The sequence below is a fragment of the Candidatus Wallbacteria bacterium genome (genome assembly GCA_028687545.1).
In the GTDB taxonomy this organism is placed as follows: Bacteria; Muiribacteriota; JAQTZZ01; order JAQTZZ01; family JAQTZZ01; genus JAQTZZ01.
Map to the genome: position 1 here is coordinate 83,299 of JAQTZZ010000001.1, position 18,276 is coordinate 101,574.

General features: G+C 50.0%; 12 protein-coding genes. 9 read left to right on the plus strand and 3 right to left on the minus strand.

All coding sequences use genetic code 11. From position 1 onward, the window contains the following. Nucleotides 1–163: 163 nt before the first annotated feature. Nucleotides 164–1,633, minus strand: coding sequence for an Rne/Rng family ribonuclease (locus tag PHW04_00390; GenBank protein ID MDD2714329.1), 1,470 nt, complete (start codon nt 1,631–1,633; stop codon nt 164–166). Continuing rightward, nucleotides 1,630–2,172, minus strand: a complete 543-nt coding sequence (locus tag PHW04_00395) for a TIGR03936 family radical SAM-associated protein (GenBank protein ID MDD2714330.1) — start codon at nt 2,170–2,172, stop codon at nt 1,630–1,632. Before PHW04_00395 ends, PHW04_00390 begins: the two co-directional genes overlap by 4 nt. Before the next feature lie 160 nt (nt 2,173–2,332). Here PHW04_00395 and PHW04_00400 point away from each other — a divergent pair, with 160 nt between their 5' ends. Together PHW04_00400 and PHW04_00405 are read left to right on the plus strand one after the other, a co-directional pair. Further along, nucleotides 2,333–2,890 carry an MOSC domain-containing protein gene (locus PHW04_00400; protein MDD2714331.1) on the plus strand — a complete coding sequence of 186 codons (558 nt, stop codon included), beginning with the start codon at nt 2,333–2,335 and terminating at the stop codon, nt 2,888–2,890. 180 nt (nt 2,891–3,070) lie between these two features. After that, nucleotides 3,071–4,711: a S8 family serine peptidase gene (locus PHW04_00405; GenBank protein MDD2714332.1), complete on the plus strand. Its 1,641-nt coding sequence runs from the start codon at nt 3,071–3,073 to the stop codon at nt 4,709–4,711. A gap of 70 nt (nt 4,712–4,781) precedes the next feature. On the opposite strand, the gene PHW04_00410 is transcribed toward PHW04_00405, so the two are convergent. Then, entirely contained in the window at nt 4,782–7,445 is a 2,664-nt protein-coding gene (locus tag PHW04_00410) for an AAA family ATPase (GenBank protein MDD2714333.1), read from the minus strand. A 136-nt stretch (nt 7,446–7,581) separates the two neighbouring features. On the opposite strand from PHW04_00410, the gene PHW04_00415 reads away from it, so the two are divergent. The 7 genes from PHW04_00415 to PHW04_00445 all read left to right on the plus strand — a co-directional run bounded on the left by PHW04_00415 (nt 7,582) and on the right by PHW04_00445 (nt 18,270). Beyond that, nucleotides 7,582–10,215: a winged helix-turn-helix domain-containing protein gene (locus tag PHW04_00415; GenBank protein MDD2714334.1), complete on the plus strand. Its 2,634-nt coding sequence runs from the start codon at nt 7,582–7,584 to the stop codon at nt 10,213–10,215. 90 nt (nt 10,216–10,305) lie between these two features. Then, nucleotides 10,306–11,706, plus strand: coding sequence for an N-acetylmuramoyl-L-alanine amidase (locus PHW04_00420; GenBank protein MDD2714335.1), 1,401 nt, complete (start codon nt 10,306–10,308; stop codon nt 11,704–11,706). Nucleotides 11,707–11,935: 229 nt separating this feature from the next. Then, nucleotides 11,936–13,573 (plus strand): ABC transporter substrate-binding protein, encoded by a 1,638-nt coding sequence (locus PHW04_00425; protein MDD2714336.1) that lies wholly within the window; start codon nt 11,936–11,938, stop codon nt 13,571–13,573. A 90-nt stretch (nt 13,574–13,663) separates the two neighbouring features. Next, nucleotides 13,664–14,317 carry a hypothetical protein gene (locus PHW04_00430; protein ID MDD2714337.1) on the plus strand — a complete coding sequence of 218 codons (654 nt, stop codon included), beginning with the start codon at nt 13,664–13,666 and terminating at the stop codon, nt 14,315–14,317. Nucleotides 14,318–14,452: 135 nt separating this feature from the next. Next, nucleotides 14,453–15,457: a hypothetical protein gene (locus PHW04_00435; GenBank protein MDD2714338.1), complete on the plus strand. Its 1,005-nt coding sequence runs from the start codon at nt 14,453–14,455 to the stop codon at nt 15,455–15,457. 135 nt (nt 15,458–15,592) lie between these two features. Next, the gene (locus PHW04_00440; protein MDD2714339.1) at nt 15,593–16,678 is read left to right on the plus strand and encodes a DUF362 domain-containing protein; all 1,086 of its coding nucleotides are present in this window, start codon (nt 15,593–15,595) and stop codon (nt 16,676–16,678) included. After that, nucleotides 16,675–18,270, plus strand: a complete 1,596-nt coding sequence (locus PHW04_00445; GenBank protein MDD2714340.1) for an AAA family ATPase — start codon at nt 16,675–16,677, stop codon at nt 18,268–18,270. Before PHW04_00440 ends, PHW04_00445 begins: the two co-directional genes overlap by 4 nt. Nucleotides 18,271–18,276 lie beyond the last annotated feature (6 nt).

The following is an 18,276-nucleotide window of genomic DNA, read 5'->3' on the forward strand; positions in this document are numbered from 1 at the left end:
AAGCAAGTGAAATATTATTTGGAGTTAAATCCCACTACGCTTGAAGAGCCTCTTACAAACTCGTTTTGTTAGAGGCTCTCACCCTGAAACTATTGGTTTCAGGGCACGTAGTTCACTTGGGTAACTGTAAAAAATCTTCACAAGGTTCAGATTTTAACAGCTACTAAATAGCCTCGAATTCATCAATCCTCAGACCAGGGTCTTTATCCAGGGTCAGCTGATGACCGGTGGCTGAGTCGAAATCTTTCAGCAGCTTATTCTTTTGAATGAAATCATAGATCACCGGATGCACGATCAGTTTATCCTGGTCCAACCCGTGCTTTTTTGATTTGAGAAATGAATAAATTTTATCCGCGATTTTTTTGCTCGCCGGAGCGCGGCCGCTCCCGGAGCAGAAGTGGCAGGGTTCTGTCAACGTATCGAGCAGGGAGTTTTTGACTTTTTTCCGAGTCATTTCCACCAGACCAAAATCAGTGATGCCTTTGATGCAGACTCTGGATTTGTCGTTCTGGAAACCTTCGTTCAAAATCCGCAGGATCTCGTCCTGATGATGGTGTTCCTTCATATCGATGAAATCGATGATAATGATGCCGCCAATGTCCCTCAATCTGATCTGACGGGAGATTTCCAGGGCAGCTTCCTTATTCACTGCGAAAACCGTTTCTTCCAGATTGGTTTTACCCACAAAACTGCCTGTATTGACGTCAACCGCGGTCAGGGCTTCAGTATGTTCGAGGACCAGGTAAGATCCGTTTTTCAGGTCGATCCTGCGCTGGAGTGAATTGGAAAGTTCAGTCTCCAGTCCATATTCCTCGAAAAGCGGCTTGCCGGCCTTGGCTTCATCGTAAAGGCTCAGCTTGACCCCGCCTGAGGGGTCGATGAAGGAGATGAACTCTTCGATTTCTTTATGGAATCCCTCGTGATTGATGATGATCTCATCAATGCTCCGATCATAGAAGTCACGGATTACGCGCAGGGGTAGTTCAGGCTCCCTGTGGATCAGGTTGGGAAGCCCTTTCTTCTCCATCTTACGGCAGATCTTCTGCCACAGGTGAATGAGATAGGAATACTCGCGTTCCAGCTCTTCCGGAGTTTTGTACGATGCTGCAGTGCGCACGATCAATCCGTAATTCTCTTTATTGCAGTTGACGATGGTATTTTTCAGCTTGTTGCGTTCTTTTTCATCTTCCACGCGCCGCGAGATGCCCACATGACAATCCTGAGGCATCAGCACCAGGTAATGGCCGGGCAGGGTGAGATGCGGCGTGCCACGGGCTCCTTTGGTGCCGATGGGGTCTTTCATGATCTGGATGATGATCTGGTTTCCGATCCGGAAAAGTTTTTTGATGTCAACAAGCGGAGCCTGCTGCGGGGATTCGATTCCGTATTCCTCCACCAGGAAGTCCGGTACTTTCTGAAAATCCCCTACATACACGAATACGTCTTTCTTGTTGCCGACGTCCACGAAGATGGACTGCATTCCAGGCAGTACGTTGGTGACTTTTCCTTTGTAAATATTACCGACCATGCTCTGGGCGCTGCGATCTTCGACATAAAGCTCAGTAATCTTGCCGTCGCAGACGAGGGTGGCCTGGATAAAAAAGATGCCGACTTCGATGATGATTTTCTTCATGTCTTCCTGATTTCTCCTAAATAAAGCGTGGTGTTGAGCCTGGAGCTGACTGTGGCTGCAAATTTCATCGGATTGAACGGGGAACGCGTGTTGAGCCTGAGAAAACGGCCTTCCAGGGAAAAATCCTTGATTTTCTCAGATTCCGGGCCAGGCACAGCTAAAATTCCTGTCACGGCATCCCGCCAGAGCAGAGCTTCGGATTCCTTGATTTCAAGCAGATAACTGCAGTCTTCCTGAAGCTGAAAGGAGCGGGTGTCCGTTTTTTTGGCGGCTAAAAACACCAGTCCTTTGGGAGCCTGTGAATTGAGTTTATCAATCAGCAGAGCATCATCGATCTGCTCGGTCAGCTCCAAGGCAAAGCGCTCGGACGAGACTGCCAGAAAAAGCGGCAGAGCATAAGGAAAAGAAATTTTCATGTGCGGGCTGAAACCTTCTGAATAAAGGGCAGGAAGGCAGGCGCGGCGGACCACTCTCTGGATCAGGCGCTGGAAATCCAGGTGTGAGATATAGACAAGATCTCCGTCTTTGGCGAAATCGATTAAATAGCGCTGCCTGATTCTACCTCCCGTTTATCCCCCATAATACAGACAGGAAATCAGTATAGACTATTTTGGACCAGAATAAAAGTCGCAGAAAATTAAGAAATCCACCCTTTTTCCTCAGAATCATCTATAATGATAAGAAACATAGAGGAGGATTATGAAAAACGAAATACACCTGACAATGAATAAACTGATCAATGGTCTGGATGAAATTTTAAGGTCACCTAAGGATAAAGGCAGGCTGGAAATGATTGTGATCAGGCCGGACATGGATGAGCGGGAAGTCCTGGCTGAAGGCAAGCTTGATCCGGAAGAAGGCCTGGTTGGAGACAACTGGCAGTCCCGCGGAAAAGAGGGCGAAGGTGACAAATCCGTGAGTTCGGATTCCCAGCTCTGTATAATGAACTCCAGAGCGATTGCTCTGGTGGCTCAAGGTAAAGAGCGCTGGCAGCTCGCCGGGGATCAGCTGTTCATCGACCTGGATCTGAGCCAGGCCAATCTGCCGCCAGGCACGAAATTAGCAGTCGGAAAAGCAGTGATCGAAGTGGTCAAAAAGCCTCATCTCGGCTGCTCCAAATTTGCCGAACGCTTTGGCCAGGCAGCCAATAAATTCGTCAACTCACCGATGGGAAAAGAGAATAACCTGCGAGGAGTGAACGCCAAAGTAGTCAAAGCTGGTACCATCAAAACCGGCGATACCGTAAAAAAACTCTGAGTTTGTTCAGTTCCGTCATTCCTGAATAAATGTTGATCCATCTTTTTTATTTCCCGGATATTTTTCATGTTTTGAGGCGTTTAGATGCTTTTTCTTTTTATCTATAAAAGAGAAAATTAGTCGATGACAGAATTGGGTAGAACCCGGTTCGCATGGAGTACATTTTGAAAGGAGCATCGTATGCGCAATCTCGTGATTCTCACGCTGTGTCTAGTTATCGCGGCAACAGTATCTGCTAAAGGGATAGTTTCCGCCCAATTTCCAGAATACCTGGGGCAGGGTAGTGATGCGATCGGAGTCATGATCCTGGTCAAGACCCCGGATGCGCTGAAAGGGCCAACTGAAAATCCCGTCCTCAACAAGCACAACATAGCCAGTGCCACTCAGCCCAAGTTGATCGAGTCACTCAAGGCCATGTATGCCGAGGAAACCGGGAAAGAACTGGTTTACACCTCATACTGGGTGGCAAATGCAGTTTTCGCTTTAGTCACAAAGAACATGATCGATAAGATCGCCGAGATTCCGGAAGTAGAGAGCGTGATGCCGAACATAGTGATGCACTCATTCGGAAATGCGGGACCTGAAGTGGACGACTACACGGTTAGAGCAGAAGACACATACAATCTTGCCAGAATGAATGTGCAGAAAGTCTGGAACGAACTGTCCATCAACGGGAGTGGAGTCAAGGTAGGAGTTGTCGATTCAGGCTTGAACACGAACCTCGGATTCACAGACGGCAAGTTTGTGGAAGGAAAGTGTTTCAAGAGCGGTGAAGTTACGACCAACATCACCGATGTTGTGGGACACGGCACACATGTCTGCGGGACCATCATCGGCGGCAGCGCTAAAGGGACTCTGTACGACATGAGCTGGGGATTCCCCATGCCGGACGGTTCATTCGACGGCAGGATCGGTGTGGCGCCAGGTGCCAAGCTCTATTTCGCCAAGGTAATGGGAGACGACGGCAAAGGAGATTTCAACGACATTCTGGCAGGCATGCAGTGGCTCTGCGATCTGGACGGCAATCCCAATACCAAGGACGGAGTTCGCGTGATCAATGTATCACTTGGTGCTGAAGAGTCAGTGCCTGAAATGCGGCAGTATATCAAGCAGGTCACAGACGCAGGAGTGATCCTGGTGGTGGCAAACGGCAATTCAGGCAAGAAATGCGGCTCCCCGGCAGACTTTCCGGAGACGATTGCCATCGGTGCCACTGACGCCAATGACAAGAAAGCCTCCTTTTCCAGCATCGGCCCTTCTGAATTCGACGGGCAGACCCATATCAGGCCGGATGTCTGCGCTCCAGGCGTAAAAGTCATTTCCTACTTCAAGGATAAACTGGCGAAACTCGACGGCACTTCGATGGCTTGCCCGAATGCCTGCGGAGTTGTGACACTGATGCTGCAGGCCAATCCCAGCCTTGACAGGGAAGGAGTACGCTCGATCCTGAAATCCACCGCTCTTGATCTCGATGTTTCAGGACCGGACAACAACACCGGCTGGGGCAGGATCGACGCTTACAAGGCAGTCAAGGCGGCACTCGGCAAGCAGAGCCCTCTGACTGCTCAACTTTATGCCCTGAAAAATCTGGACAAAGACTGCAGGCAAAGCATGGAACGCTATCACATGGGTGAAATCGAAGATACAGTATACTTAGCCAATGTGCTCTCACGCGAGAATAACCTCAGGCAGCTGGCTGACCTGCTGGTTTCACAGCGGATCAGCGTAGACAGCCTGATCAGCTACCTGCAGGAATCAGCCAAGGACGATAAATCAGTTGAAATGCAGCAATTGGTGCGCTCTCTGAAGGAACTAAAGTAGAGGCTGATTTAAATCGGTCTCTACTTTCAGGGATATGATAATAAGAGGGTGTCCGGTTAATCGGGCACCCTCAGCCTTTTAGAATGATACAGTGGCTGACCTGCTCGTTGAAGCGGTAGTTACCTGATTCCATCGAATTCAGGATGAATCTGTTCGGCCTGCCTCTGTCCAGAAGTTTCCGCAGCCTGGAAATATGCGTGCGGAAGACATTCGCATCATTTTCATGATCGAAATCCCTGTTCCAGATCCGCCTGAAAACTGCGGCCATGGAAAGGTCACGCCCGACAGAGGCAGCGAATTCCATCAGGATTTTCAAAAGCGCTCGTTTCCTTCCAAAATCGATCGGTTCGCCGTCAACGAAGATGCGTCCTGAGGTGAAGTCAAGCAATATCTCATACTTGCCGGAATTTTCCAGCAGTTTATCTTTATCCTTCAGTGTGTGAAGCCGCGACCGTGTTCCATTGCGAATCACAGTGACTGCGGATTTTCTCTCCGCCAGAACCATCTCAAATGCCCCGGTAGTCTTTTCAGCGACTTTGGCTGTACCCGGATCAAGCCGGGCCAGAAGGTCTCTGTAAGATTTGAGAGATTTTTCGGAGTCACTTTTCCTGCCTGTATGGTGAAAAGCCTTGGACAGATAAAAATGAATATAGCAGGCATTGAGCTGCGAATTTTTTTCAGCGTCAGGAAGCACTTCATTCAGGATTTCGATCGCTTCGCCGCTGCGGTCTGTGGCGATCAGAAACGGGGCCTGCTGAAGTGCCAGATGAAGGCGGCAGCGCCTGTTGTCCAGGTCTCTGAGGCTTTCCCTGGCATGTTCAAAGGACCTGGAAGCTTCTTCCAGTCTGTTCAGGAGAAGATAGAGATATCCGATCCTGCCGTGAGCAGCCACAATCCAGTCTCTGATATTCAGTGTTTCGGCTATTTTCAAGACCTGCTGCCTGAGCTGGATCGATTCTTCGATTTTCCCTGAAGCGAGGCACAGATCCGAGTAGGCCCAGGAGGCAGTCATCTGCTGTTGCAGGTTACCCATTTTCTGGCTGATTTCGCGGGATTCACTGACTGCAGTTTCGGCTGCGACATGGTCGTTCAGGGCAATCAGCAGAATGCTCTTTGTGTAAAGTATGGAAGCCAGTCTGATCTGAAATCCGAGCTTCCGGCAGAGAGTTTCGGCCTGGATGGCGAATTCCAGGCCGCGTCTCATTTTGGCTGAAACGTAGCAAGAGACTGCCGAGTTCTGGCAGAACACTATTTGCAGCAGATCATGCTTCTTGAGTTCAGGGTCAGAGGCGAGCTTTTCCATGGCTGCTTCCGCTTTAGCAGTATCGCCAAGCATGGTATGGCAGAAGCAGATGGAGAGTTTGAAGGTGAGAGTCTCCTTGCCAGTCGGACAGTCTATCAGAGCTTTGGTGAAATGCTCCATTGCTTCAGCGAATCTCCCCTGCTCCTGACGCAGGCCGCCCAGAAGATAGTAATGGCGCCAGCCCTTGATTTCCGGGATGATCCGCTCAGCTTCTTCCAGTTTTCGGGACAGAATCAGCTGGTCCACATAACCGTATTTAACATCGTCGCTCTTCATTTTCCATCTTCCGAGGGCTTCCCTGTAAAGATGCACCAGGTCCAGGGAGGAATCCTGGTAAAAATCGTTCACTTCCACAAGCTGAATCAAAACCTCTTCAGCTTTGGCCGTGTCCCCGGCTTCCAGGTAGTGAAAATATGCTTCCCTAAGCAGTTCAGGATCCATGCCGGTATGGGAGACGAAGGCTTTTGCCATCTTCAGATGGAGCTTTTTCAGATTTTCTGGAGTAAGCTTGCTCCTCACCAGCTGTCGCAGCATGTCCTGCATCCAGATCCTTCCACTCTGATCTGCATCCAGCAGACAGCGTTTTTTAAGCTTTTCGACCAGTGCGGATGCTCCTGGATCCAGATTTTTCAGCATTGCCTCCGAGAGAGGGATTCTGCATACGCTGAAAGCTTTCAAAAGTGACATTGATTTGCTGTCCAGGTCATTCCAGAACAGGTTTGAAAAAGGTTCCGTAAAGTGTGCCGTTACTCCGATTTCATCATGTTTCATGGAGTTCAGCGCCATTTTTCCCGAGATGATCAGACCGAAAAGCAGCTTGACCAGCAGGGGATGTCCACCGGTTTTATTGAGGACAGCATTTTTCAGGTCCTGGCCTACTCCGGAATAACTGTGCAGCTGTAAAAGCGTTTCCAGCATTTCGCCTGCATCATGCCGATTCATGTTTTTCAACCTGTGTATGTAAATTCCTGCTGAAGCTATCGGCCCGAAATCAGGGATGTTGCGGGAAGCCACGATCAACTTTCCCCTCCGCATGTCAGGGGCTGTCTCGGTAATGTTTAATGTTTCAGCGGTTTCGATCTGATGAAACTCATCGATCAGCAATGCTGCAGACAGGCTGTCTATAATTTCGACGATGGAGGCCGGGCTGCTTTCTGCAGAGAGTTTTTTACTTCCCAGGGCAGTGTTCAAACGATTGACCAGCTCGGAATAGAAATCTTTGGCGCTCCATCCTTCCCGGCATTTGAAGAGAATCACCTTTCCGGAGTATTTTTCGTCAGCTTCGAGTTTCTCGGAAAGTTCCGCGAGAAGCGTTGATTTTCCGATCCCGGGAATGCCGACGATAAATACGCAGCCTGTCCGGGAGATCCGGTCGCAGATCGTGTTAAGGTCGCCGATCCTATGGCAGCGCTGTGCTGAAACAGTATTCATACGGTAATTATATGTGAAACAGAAGCTTATGTAAAGCCAGGCGATCGCTGGCAGAGTCAATGAATTTAGCTGGAAAGATGTGAGCAGACAGTGATTCATAATTGAAAATTTCGATTTAAAGGGATAGAATCAGCTGATGCGCAGCGATATCCAGAAAGCTACCAGAAAGGACATCATAGAGCTCCTGGTCGGTAAATTTTCCAGGGCAGGCTGCATAAGCATTATAGGCCTCCCCGGATCCGGTAAAACATGGCTGACAGGAGAATTGCGCGCCAGCCTGCAAAAGAACGGATGGAATTCAGTAGTCCTGCGCTGCAGGGATGCCTGGTCTGCAGAGGATTTTTACAGTTCACTTTCAGACATCCTGCGCCTTTATGCCGGCGACAAGGAAGTTCCCTTTTGCCATGATCCGGATCGGTTTCTCGATTTTCTGACCAAAAGGGGCATCACGCTGATCATCGACGATTTTCACCTGGCCGAAAGCAGGAAAACGCTTGATTTGCTGGAAAAAGCTTCCACATCCGCAGAAGGGAAAGTGATCGTCGCTTCCAGAACCAGACCTAAAACCGCAGCCGGATTTTCAGCGGATATTTTTTCATACCCCCTGCCCGGTCTGACCGAACCGGAAACTTGGGAGATGATTGATTCGATATTTTCGTTCCAGAACCGTGATCTTCTGGAGGATGAAGCGAAAAGAAAGGTCTACAGCCTGTCAAAGGGGCATCCCTTTTCGGTCAAGGCCATCTGCGCTCTTCTGCTGTCAGGTGAAATGACTCCTGCCAGGCTGGCAGGGGACCGGAAGATCGATGAAATCATCAGTGATTTTTTCGAGCGTTCGTTCTGGAAATCCCAGAACAGGGATTTCAGGTGGATCCTGAAACAGCTCTGCGTTTTCCGTATTCCAGTGGACCGAGAAATTCTGGAAGACATTTCAGGGAACTATGGAATGGAAGCGCTCGCCAGATTGAGGGATTCCTGCCTGGCCGAGTTTGACCCGTACGGCAAAATAACACTGCCCATGCTCCTGAAGAGCTTCATCTCAGGCAAAACAGCAGAAAACGAGATCAGCGCTTTGCATGAAAAAGCAGCTGATCTGCTGCAGAAGCGGTTCGGCTCAGAGCCGGCTTATCTGAAGGAGATCTGCTATCATTTTCTCTGCGCAGGGCAAAAGCAGGCAGCCATCGACGCACTGATAAAATACAGGGATGCGGCCCTTTTTTATCCTGCAGCCGATGACCTTGTGCCGATCATCAGGAATGTGCTGAAAGCCGGCTACCGCGTTCAGGACTTGAAAATCCTGCTGGTCTCCCAGCTGCTGATGCAGGGAAGGTTTGCTGAAGCCAAAGCGGAACTGGCCGGGATCAGCGGTTTTTTCAGGCAGTATTATGAAGCCTGCATCGAGGATTCCGACGGGAACAGCGAAAAGGCCCAGGAAATGCTGCTGCACCTTCAGGAGAAAGCGGATTCAGGCCTGAAAATCCTGCTGGAGTATCGGATAGCGCAAGGTTATCTTTTTCTCGGTAAGTATGAAAAAAGCAGGGAGTATCTGGATCGGATGCGCGGATCGCGTGACTTTGACCTGAGTCCGAATGCCCGTGTCGGTTATTTCAAACTCTCGGCCCAGGTTTACAATTGCTCAGGCGACCTTGAAAAAGCGCTGACAGAGCTGACGCTTGCCGCCGATCTGGCCAGGCAGAGCGGACTGAGAAGCAGGCTGGGATTCATCCTCTATTCAAAAGGATATTACCTGATGATGCTGAACAGGCTGGAACAGGCCGGACAGGTGGCTCAGGAAGCCTTGAAATTCTGCGAGGAGCAGGACTCCACCAAAAGCCTCGGGTATGTCCATGACCTGCTTGGCGCACTCTGCAAGCTGGCCGGTGATTTCAGGGAATCCATTGAACACTATCTGATAAGCCAGGGGTTCTTCAGATGCAACAACGATAAAATCAATGAGGCTTCTTCCCAGGCAGAAACCGGCGGGGTCTATTTAAGGCTTGGGGAAACCGAAGTTGCCGAGAGATATTTAGCGAAAGCCATGGAAACGATCGAAAGGTTTGAGGATCTTACTCCCAGATGCGTGGCCACCGAATTTTACTGCGAGTATCTGATCATTACAGGCCGATTCCCTGAAGCCCTGAGCCGGCTGCAGTCACTGGAAAAGCATTTTCAGGGCAGCTGCCCGATAAACTGCACTTACTTCAATTTCCTGATGGGTTCTGTGCTTGAAAAAAGCGGGGAAGCCGGGCTGGCGCGCGAATATTACAGCCGGTACAGGCTGGATCTGGATAACATGCCTGCCGAAGCCAGGAAATTGAAAGAAGAGGAAGAATCATGGTGGATCGGAAAAATGCGGGAGCCGGGAAAAATCAGGCTGCTGGTTCGGGAGGAATCATCCTGCATCGGCTCTATGGAAGCGGATGCTGTCAGGAAGAAAGCCGAGAGCTATGAAATCTTCGCTGATTTCATCAGTCTGTTGCTGCTGGTTGACGGCAGAAAGGTGGATCTGTTCAATAAAAAAATAATCTCAAAACTGCTGCAGGAGCTGGCTTCCAACCCAGGCCGGGAATTCGACGCAAAACAACTTTACCCGAAGATCTGGGGCAGGGATTTCGACCCAGTGGCAGATGCCGGCACTTTCCGCTCCAACATCTCGCGCCTGCGCAGAGCCCTTGATCCGGAGGACCCGCTCCGCTTCGTCCGGAACACAGAGGATTCGACAGGCTGCTGCTTCAACAAATCAGCCGATTACTGCATCCTGCTGCCCTGATTTCCGTCTTGCTGCAAATTGCCGCAAATTGCAACTTCACTCCCGGCCCAACCTGTATATCATTGACTTATTGGTAAGCATGGGGGGAAGATGAAAAATCCAGGCTGGAACTTCATAGTAATTATGTGCGTGTTGATGTATCTTTCACTGTTGTCCGCGGACGAGTATGACTACAGACAGGCCGTATCTGAGCTGATCGACCAAGGAGGAGCGCCGGCCGAGGACTCCCGCCTCTGGGTTTCTTACATAGAGAAAGCTTCCGGCGTATCTGTCAGCGACACTCTGAGTATGTTCCGCGAAGCCGCCTCCGAATTTTCCGTTCCTGAAACTCTCCTGGAAGCCATCGGTTATCTGGAGAACAACTGGACCCAGATCGGCCCCACTGTCGACAGGGGCTGGGGAGTGATGCACCTGGTGGAGAACGGCTATTGCGACACTCTGGGCGAAGCGGCCCGACTCCTGAACCTGGACCGTCAGATGCTGAAGGACGACCCCAGGCAGAATATCCGCGGCGCAGCTGCCCTGCTCGCATCCTATGCCAGAGAAAGCTGTGTTGCCCCAAAAAACATCGAAGACTGGTTCGGGGCTGCCTCCAGATTCTCAGGCCTGGTCAGCCAGGAACTCCGCGATTTTCAGGCTTACAATTACTTCACAATACTCAGGGACGGTGTGCAGGAGTTCAACCTCTTCAACCAGAAGGTAGAAGTGACGGCGAATCCGGCAGTAAACCTTTCCAGGATCAGGCCAAAGAGCATGGATACTCGCTTAAAATCAGTCGATTATCCGGATGCTGAAGCCGCCTTCACCAAATATAATCACGTCGACGGACGCAGTCACGACATTGACACCTGGGTCGTGCATTTCATTTACGAAGGCACTTATGCAGGTGCCATCTCTTATTTTCAGGATTCAGATGCCAAAGTCAGCGCTCATTTCGTGATCAGGCACACTGACGGCGAAATCTCACAGGTCGTAAAGGCGGCAGACACAGCCTGGCATTGCGGCGCGAAAAACGGGCAATCCAATAATCAGCGCTCCATCGGCATCGAACATGAAGTCACGATCGCACATCCGGAGTGGTGGGACAGCAAGCCGATGCTGAAGGGATCAGCCAAAATAGCCCGCCATTTCTGCGACAAATACGGTATCAAGATCAAGCATGCCTTTCCCGGCATTGTCGGGCACAAGGAAATGCCGGGCTGCGACACCGATTGTCCCGGAGACTGCCCCTGGGACACCCTGATGGGACTGATTACTGATGACACACCTGCACCCGCTCCTGACCCATCCTCTAAAACAGGAATTGTCGATTCCTCGGACGGTGTAGGCAATGTCAGGAAAGGTCCGGATATCACCTATTCAGTCCTGACCACTCTCAAGAACGGTACGGTTGTGAAAGTGACGGGACTGGAAGAGGTGAACTGGTATAAGGTGATCATACCGGACGGCAGAACAGGCTATCTCAACAAAAGTATTCTTACGGTGAAATGAGACATGTCCAAAAACTGCAGAAAATTTTTCAGTCTCTTTCCGATCTGGCAGCTTTATGGCACGCAGCCGCAGCAGCTGAGGAAAACCGAACTGCCTTTCATTCAGCGATTAAACAAATGGCCGCCAGATGCTGAGCTTGTCCAACCTGATGAAATTTTACATCAGCAGATAAAACAGATATGATTTTTTAAGACAACTTAAGTATTCTGAATTCATTCAAAGGGTGCTCATGAAACAATGGTTCTTTTTTCTTTTCGCAACTGTTTCGATGATTTTTATTACCGGCTGCGATTTCAATCCCAGGGAAAGCCAGTCCAGACCCGCTGCGACAAGCACTGCAGAATTACAGGTGGATAATTCGCCAAGCTACGGGGATACGCTGGTCATCTGCAGTGAGGATCCCCCGAAAACTCTGGATACTGCTGTAATTGAGGATGAAATCTCACAGCAGATCCAAAGCCTGATTTTCAGTTCCCTGCTGAAAATGGACCGGAATGACCGGGTGTGCGGGGATCTGGCTGCAGCCTGGGAGGTCTCTGCTGACAAAAAGTCGATCTCCTTCAGGCTCAGACCGCATATCAGATGCCATGACGGCAGCAACTTTACAGCCGAAGACGTGCGCTATTTTTTCGACAGAGTCATGCATAGAAATCCGGACGCTATCACTATTTCGATGCAGAATCTGGAAACAGTAGAAGTGTCGGGTCTTTCCGTGACTTTCAAATTCAAAACACCCTGCCAGGAAATACCAGAGCTGGCGACTGCAGGAATCATTCCCAGATCCAGCCTTTCCAAAGAAGGCAGTTGCGAGGTTCTATCAGTGCCTTCCGGCACCGGACCGTTCATGCTCAAAGAATGGGTGCAAGGCGACCATATGCTGCTTCAGTATTTTGACGACTATATCAACGGCAGGCCGTACCTGAACGGGATCATGTTCAAATTCATCCCTGATCCGACGGCCGCATTCCTGGCACTCAAGCAGGGAGAAATCGATTTCATGAGGATTTACCCGGACCAGTACCTGAAACAATGCGATGAAGCCGTCCGCAAAAGATACAGGCTCATCCCAGTCCCGATCAGGAGAGGATACAGATCTATCGCCTACAACTGTTCCAGACCGCTCTTGTCAAGCCCCACAGTCAGAAAAGCCCTGACCATGGCTGCCGACAGGAACGCTATTCTGGCAGACGCGTTCCAAGGTTGCGGAGGCACACTCATCAGCGGCCCTTTCCCCCCTGATTCCTGGCCCTGCGACAGCACTGTCAGACCGCTGCCGTATGATACGGCTGAAGCTTTGAACCTGCTGAACAGCGAAGGAATCACGGACAGCGACGGAGACGGCCTGCTGGAATGGCATGGGAACAAGGTCCCCCTGCGCTATGTGAGCGCAGCGAGCGGTGGCAAAGGTTCCCCGATCAGCCTGAGTTTATGCAAAGCCTGGAAAGAGATAGGCTTTGACGTAAAGCTCGACGTAGTCCCATATAATGATCTGCTAGAGATTACCAGAAGTGGGAACTTTGATTTTGTCGAAGATGCCTTTGCCTACAGCAACACCTATTCCCTGAAGGAGCGCTGGTATTCCTCGGCAACTCCCCAGAACGGAGGCTTCAACTATTCCAGGTATTCCAGCCCGAGAGCTGACGCCATCATCGACAGCCTGGAAACGGTTTCTGACGAAAGCGTGCAGGTGAAGCTCTATCACGACTTCCACCGCATCCTCGCTGAGGACCAGCCAGCCCTGTTTCTCTGCCCGCTCGAACGCACCTACGTGGTAGACTGCAGATTCAGGGAGTTCTCCGCTCCGCTGGATTCCATGCTTGACGATCTTTCGCATTGTTACGTACCCGAAGAAATGCAGAAAAGGTGAATCCTGTATCTTTGTTTACAGTCCACTAGTACTTGACATACGTCAGGAACTTTGATTGATTTAATTATCAATATGGATAAAGGAGAAACCATGAAATTTGCATTACTGATCGTGATGCTGGTGCTGGTCCAGCTTGCCGGTGCAGCGACAGGTGCTGTTCAAAGACTTACGGACAACGGAATGGAACTGACAAGCAATCCCGACATGCTGAGCATAACTGCCATTGACAAGCCTGAGCATCCTTTTCTGGTCATTACCAGAATGAAGCGGATTCAGGATCCTCAGAAATTGATAAAATTGAACTCAGATGACGACCAGCCCAGGGCTACCCAAATGCGGGCGATAGATTATTTTTTTTCCAGGAAGATGAAGCAGATTCAGGATTCTGCCGATGCTGCGGCTCTGCTTTACAAACTGCAGCTGGACTGTAACCTTGACGGAATTGTAGACCTGGAAATCGCTCCAGGTTGTTACACAGTCGGTAATTCAAAGGAAGTCGGCATTTCCTTCAGCGAAATCACAGAATTCGGAAAATGCGGGCTGATGCCGGATTTCGGCAGAATGGAAGCACAGCTCCACGGAGCAATGAATAATGACTCTTATCTCAGACAGCTAAAATTCGCGATCAACAGATTGATTGTCAGAAGAAATCCTGACGGCAACCTCCTGATCACGCTAAGGGATAAGTTTTTTAAAACAGGTTCTGACATCGAACTGGTGACTCAGTTCTCCTGGGAGAATTGACTCAGTTTAAGGCTGCAGCCGTTTGATGTATTTTGATGCGTTTTGATACTGTGAAACCCGGGTCTCCTGTATGAAAATAGAAAAGAGGGGCCGATAACCATTTAGACGGCTTCCAATCTGAATTCCGGAGGGAACATGCGCAGAAGTTTATTGATCATCATCATGCTGGCTTTCATAGTGTCTGCCGGTGCCGTCACCAGAGACAATTTCCAGGCTACTCTCTGTGAGAACGCGCTCAATCAGGTGCTGCAAAAGGCCTTAGCCGGGTCAGAACTCAAGAATCCGCTCCTCACAGTCGGCAAAAGCCGCTTTGTTTTCGAAGGTGTGTACCCGGTTCTCTTTTTTGAAGTACCACTGAAATTCATTGGGGACATGCTTGCAGATAACGGAAACATCTATGTCAACATCAAGGAATATTACGAGAACGGGGAATTGAAGGACAAGGCCACTACAGTAGATCGCGTCAACCGCATGGTTGAAGGACTCAACAAGTACAGCAATGAAAACCTGGGTGGAAAAATCCAGGCGTCTCGAGTGGAAGTCAATGGCTATGCGAGCAGCATGTTTGTCGACATGTCGAAATTTCCGCTTGTGCCTGCCATGCCTGTGCTCAAGATCAGGAAAATCGTGCTGGAAGAAAAGTATCTGACTGTAGCCAGTACTGACAAGGGTCTTGTAAACAACAAGGCTGAAATCCAAATTTATGCAGGCCAGGACGCGCTGAACGCCTGGATCAAGGGCTACATAGGCAATGACGAAGTGAATGAACTCAAGGTCAAGCAGGTTGTGATGGACATGACAGGCGACAATCAGGCGACAGTTACTTATTCCAAAAAAGACGGTGAAAATTCGCTGAAAGTGAAATTCGGAAAAATCAGCCTGCCTGCAGCCAGCCAGATCAAGCAGGAAATCGCGGCCAAGGAAGCGCAGAAACCTACTGACATAGAAACTGATCTGAAATCTATCATCGCAGTATTGAACAAAGCATTAGCCCAGGCCGGACCGCAACTCGTTTATCAGGGAACTGCCCTGATCATGAACGGTGACCTGAGCCAGCTCGTCAAGCTAGACCTCAAGTCCAGATATCTGAGCGTGAAAGCGGCAGACCAGCAACTTTCCATCATAGCCCAACTGGATTAAAGACGTTTTCAATTCTTATCTGACGAGAGGGTTTCGAATTAACGAGGCCCTCTTTTGCATTTCACTGATGAAATTTTCCCTGGATTGAGATAGAATGTCTGCGTTGCAGCCAACTATTTCAATGAGGAGTAACCGATGAAAGCCAAAGTATATTTCTATCCGATCGCAGGCAAACCGAGCCCTGAAGAACTGGGCAATGCCGCAGTCAAGCTTTTCCAGGCCGGCAGTGGCGACAAAAACTGGACCTCAGCCAAAGCTTCGGCCGGGGACTTCATCGCAGTCAAGATCCATTTCGGGGAGAAGGGCAATCAGGGGCATATCAAGGCCGAGACTGCAGGAGTTCTTTGCAGGCATCTGAAGAAGAAGGCCAGGCCCTTTCTCACTGACACCAATACTTTGTACCGCGGGGAGCGCGACAATGCATGGAATCATCTGATGATCGCATCTGAACACGGATTTTCCATCGAAAATTGCGGGGTGCCTGTGATCATCTCGGACGGGCTCAGAGGGCAAAGTCAGGTGGAAGTGGAAGTCAAGGGAGAGGCTCAGTTCGTGAAAAAAACCTTTATCGCCTCAGATATTTCACTCTGCGACGGCATAGTCGGGCTTTCACACATGACAGGTCATCTGCTTACAGGCTTCGGCTCCACGATCAAGAATCTCGGCATGGGCTGTGCAGGCCGCGGCGGCAAGCTGAACCAGCATTCGGACGTGAAGCCCGCAGTTAAGAAAGAAACCTGTGTCAAATGCGGGCAATGCCTGAAATGGTGCCCTGCGAATGCGATCTCATTATCGGATAAGGCAGTGATTGATAAGAATAAGTGCTATGGCTGCGGAGAATGCTTCGCGGTCTGCCCGGTTGGCGCGATCAAGCATTCCTGGCAGCAGTCGAGCGACGGGCTGCAGAAAAGAATGGCCGAACACGCACTGGCCGCCCTCACGGGCCGTGAAGCTAAAAGTTCATACTTTAATTTTCTCACCCATTTCACCAAAGACTGCGACTGTATGGGCGGCTCAGAAGAACCCCTGATCAAGGACATCGGGATCCTCTTTTCCACAGATCCGGTGGCAGTGGACCGGGCTGCATTTGACCTTGTGGAAGCGCAGGAAGGTTCCGGATTCATCAAGAAACTCTGGCCTGAGAATGATTCCTGCATCCAGATGCAGCACGCTGAAAAACTGGGGCTTGGCACACAGGAGTATGAACTGGTCAAAGTATGATCCGCTCGCTGTACATCGAAAATTTTGTGCTTCTGAAATCCGAGAGATTGTTCTTTTCGCCAGGATTGAACGTGATCACCGGCGAATCAGGTGCAGGTAAAACCATTATTCTGGAAGCACTGACATTTCTGCTCGGGATTTCGCAGGGAAAAAATTTTCTCCCTCCAGGATGCACTGAGAGCCATGTGGAGGCATTTTTCGAATTCAGCGGGGAAAAGCTCAATTACCTTCAGAGCCTGCCATTTTCGCGGGAACTGAATGGGGAAATCATCATTTCCAGAACATATCATTCCGGCGGCAGAAGCGAATATTACCTGGATCACCGTCAGATCACGCTGGATTTTCTGAGGCAGATCAGATCCTGTTTCGTGGAAGCCTGTTTCAGGGAAGAAGCCTTTTCAGCATATGAGCCGGATTCGCTCCTGACACTGATCGATTCCAGGCTTTCTGCTGAAGACCGTTTGCTGAGAATCCTGGTGGTAAAGCTCTATCAGGAATTTCTGACCATGAAGCGGGAGCACGATGAATTCACGAGATCCAGAGGTGAACTGGAGCGGAAACGTGATTTTCAGCGCTTCCAGTTATCTGAAATCGAGGAATCGGGATTGCTCGCCTGGAACCAGGAAGAACTGGAACGGGAATATGAGTTTTTAGCGAATTTCGAGGAAGTCACAACAGTGTTCAAAGAACTGTCGGATTATTTTCAGGATGCATCACTGACAGCCAGGATCGGGGAAAAACTCAAGAGCCTCAACCGGATCAGAAACCTGCCTGAACGAGCTTCAGCCCTCGTAGCATTACTGGAATCGATCGCTTCGTCCTGCTCGGAGTATTCCTCTGCTTCAGAAGGTTTCCTGTCGAGTGTTGCCTACGATGGCGAGAGGCTCTCGAGCCTGTCGGCACTGATGGACAGATTTTCCGAATTCCAGAAAAAATATGGACTTTCGATCAGGGAAATCGCAGAACATGCTGAGAATCTGAGAAAAGAACTTTCCATCCTGGACGAGCGGCTGAACGAATCCCAGAATAATCAACGCCTGAAAGAAGCCGAAGAGGAGTATTTGATTAAAGCTCAGACTCTGTCCCGGGCCAGAAAGAAGCAGGCGGAAGGCTTAGGAAAATCGATCCTGAAAAACCTGAAAGGTCTGAGCCTTGATCAGAGCAAGCTTTCTTTCCTATGGAAGGAAAAAGAGCCTGCTGCAGACGGCATCGATCAAACGCAGCTTTTTTTTTCCGCCAATCCCGGGATGCCTCCCCAGCCACTGCAGAAGGTGGCCTCTTTCGGTGAAAATTCCAGGCTGCTGCTGGCCCTGAAACTATCGCTGATCTCGCCATACAGTTCTACTCTCGCTTTTGACGAGATCGAAGCCGGACTTGGCGGGAAGACACTTACGAAAACCGTGGAAAAGCTGTGTGAGCTATCGAAAAGTTATCAGGTGATAGCTGTCACTCACAGTCGCAGACTGGCAGAGGCGGCAACTCAGCATTTTGCCGTGCAGAAAGAAACCAAGGGTGAAGAAACCATCCTGCGGGTGCGGCAACTTTCTGAAGGTGAACCGCGGAACAGGGAACTGGAAAGACTTCTGAAATAGAGGGGG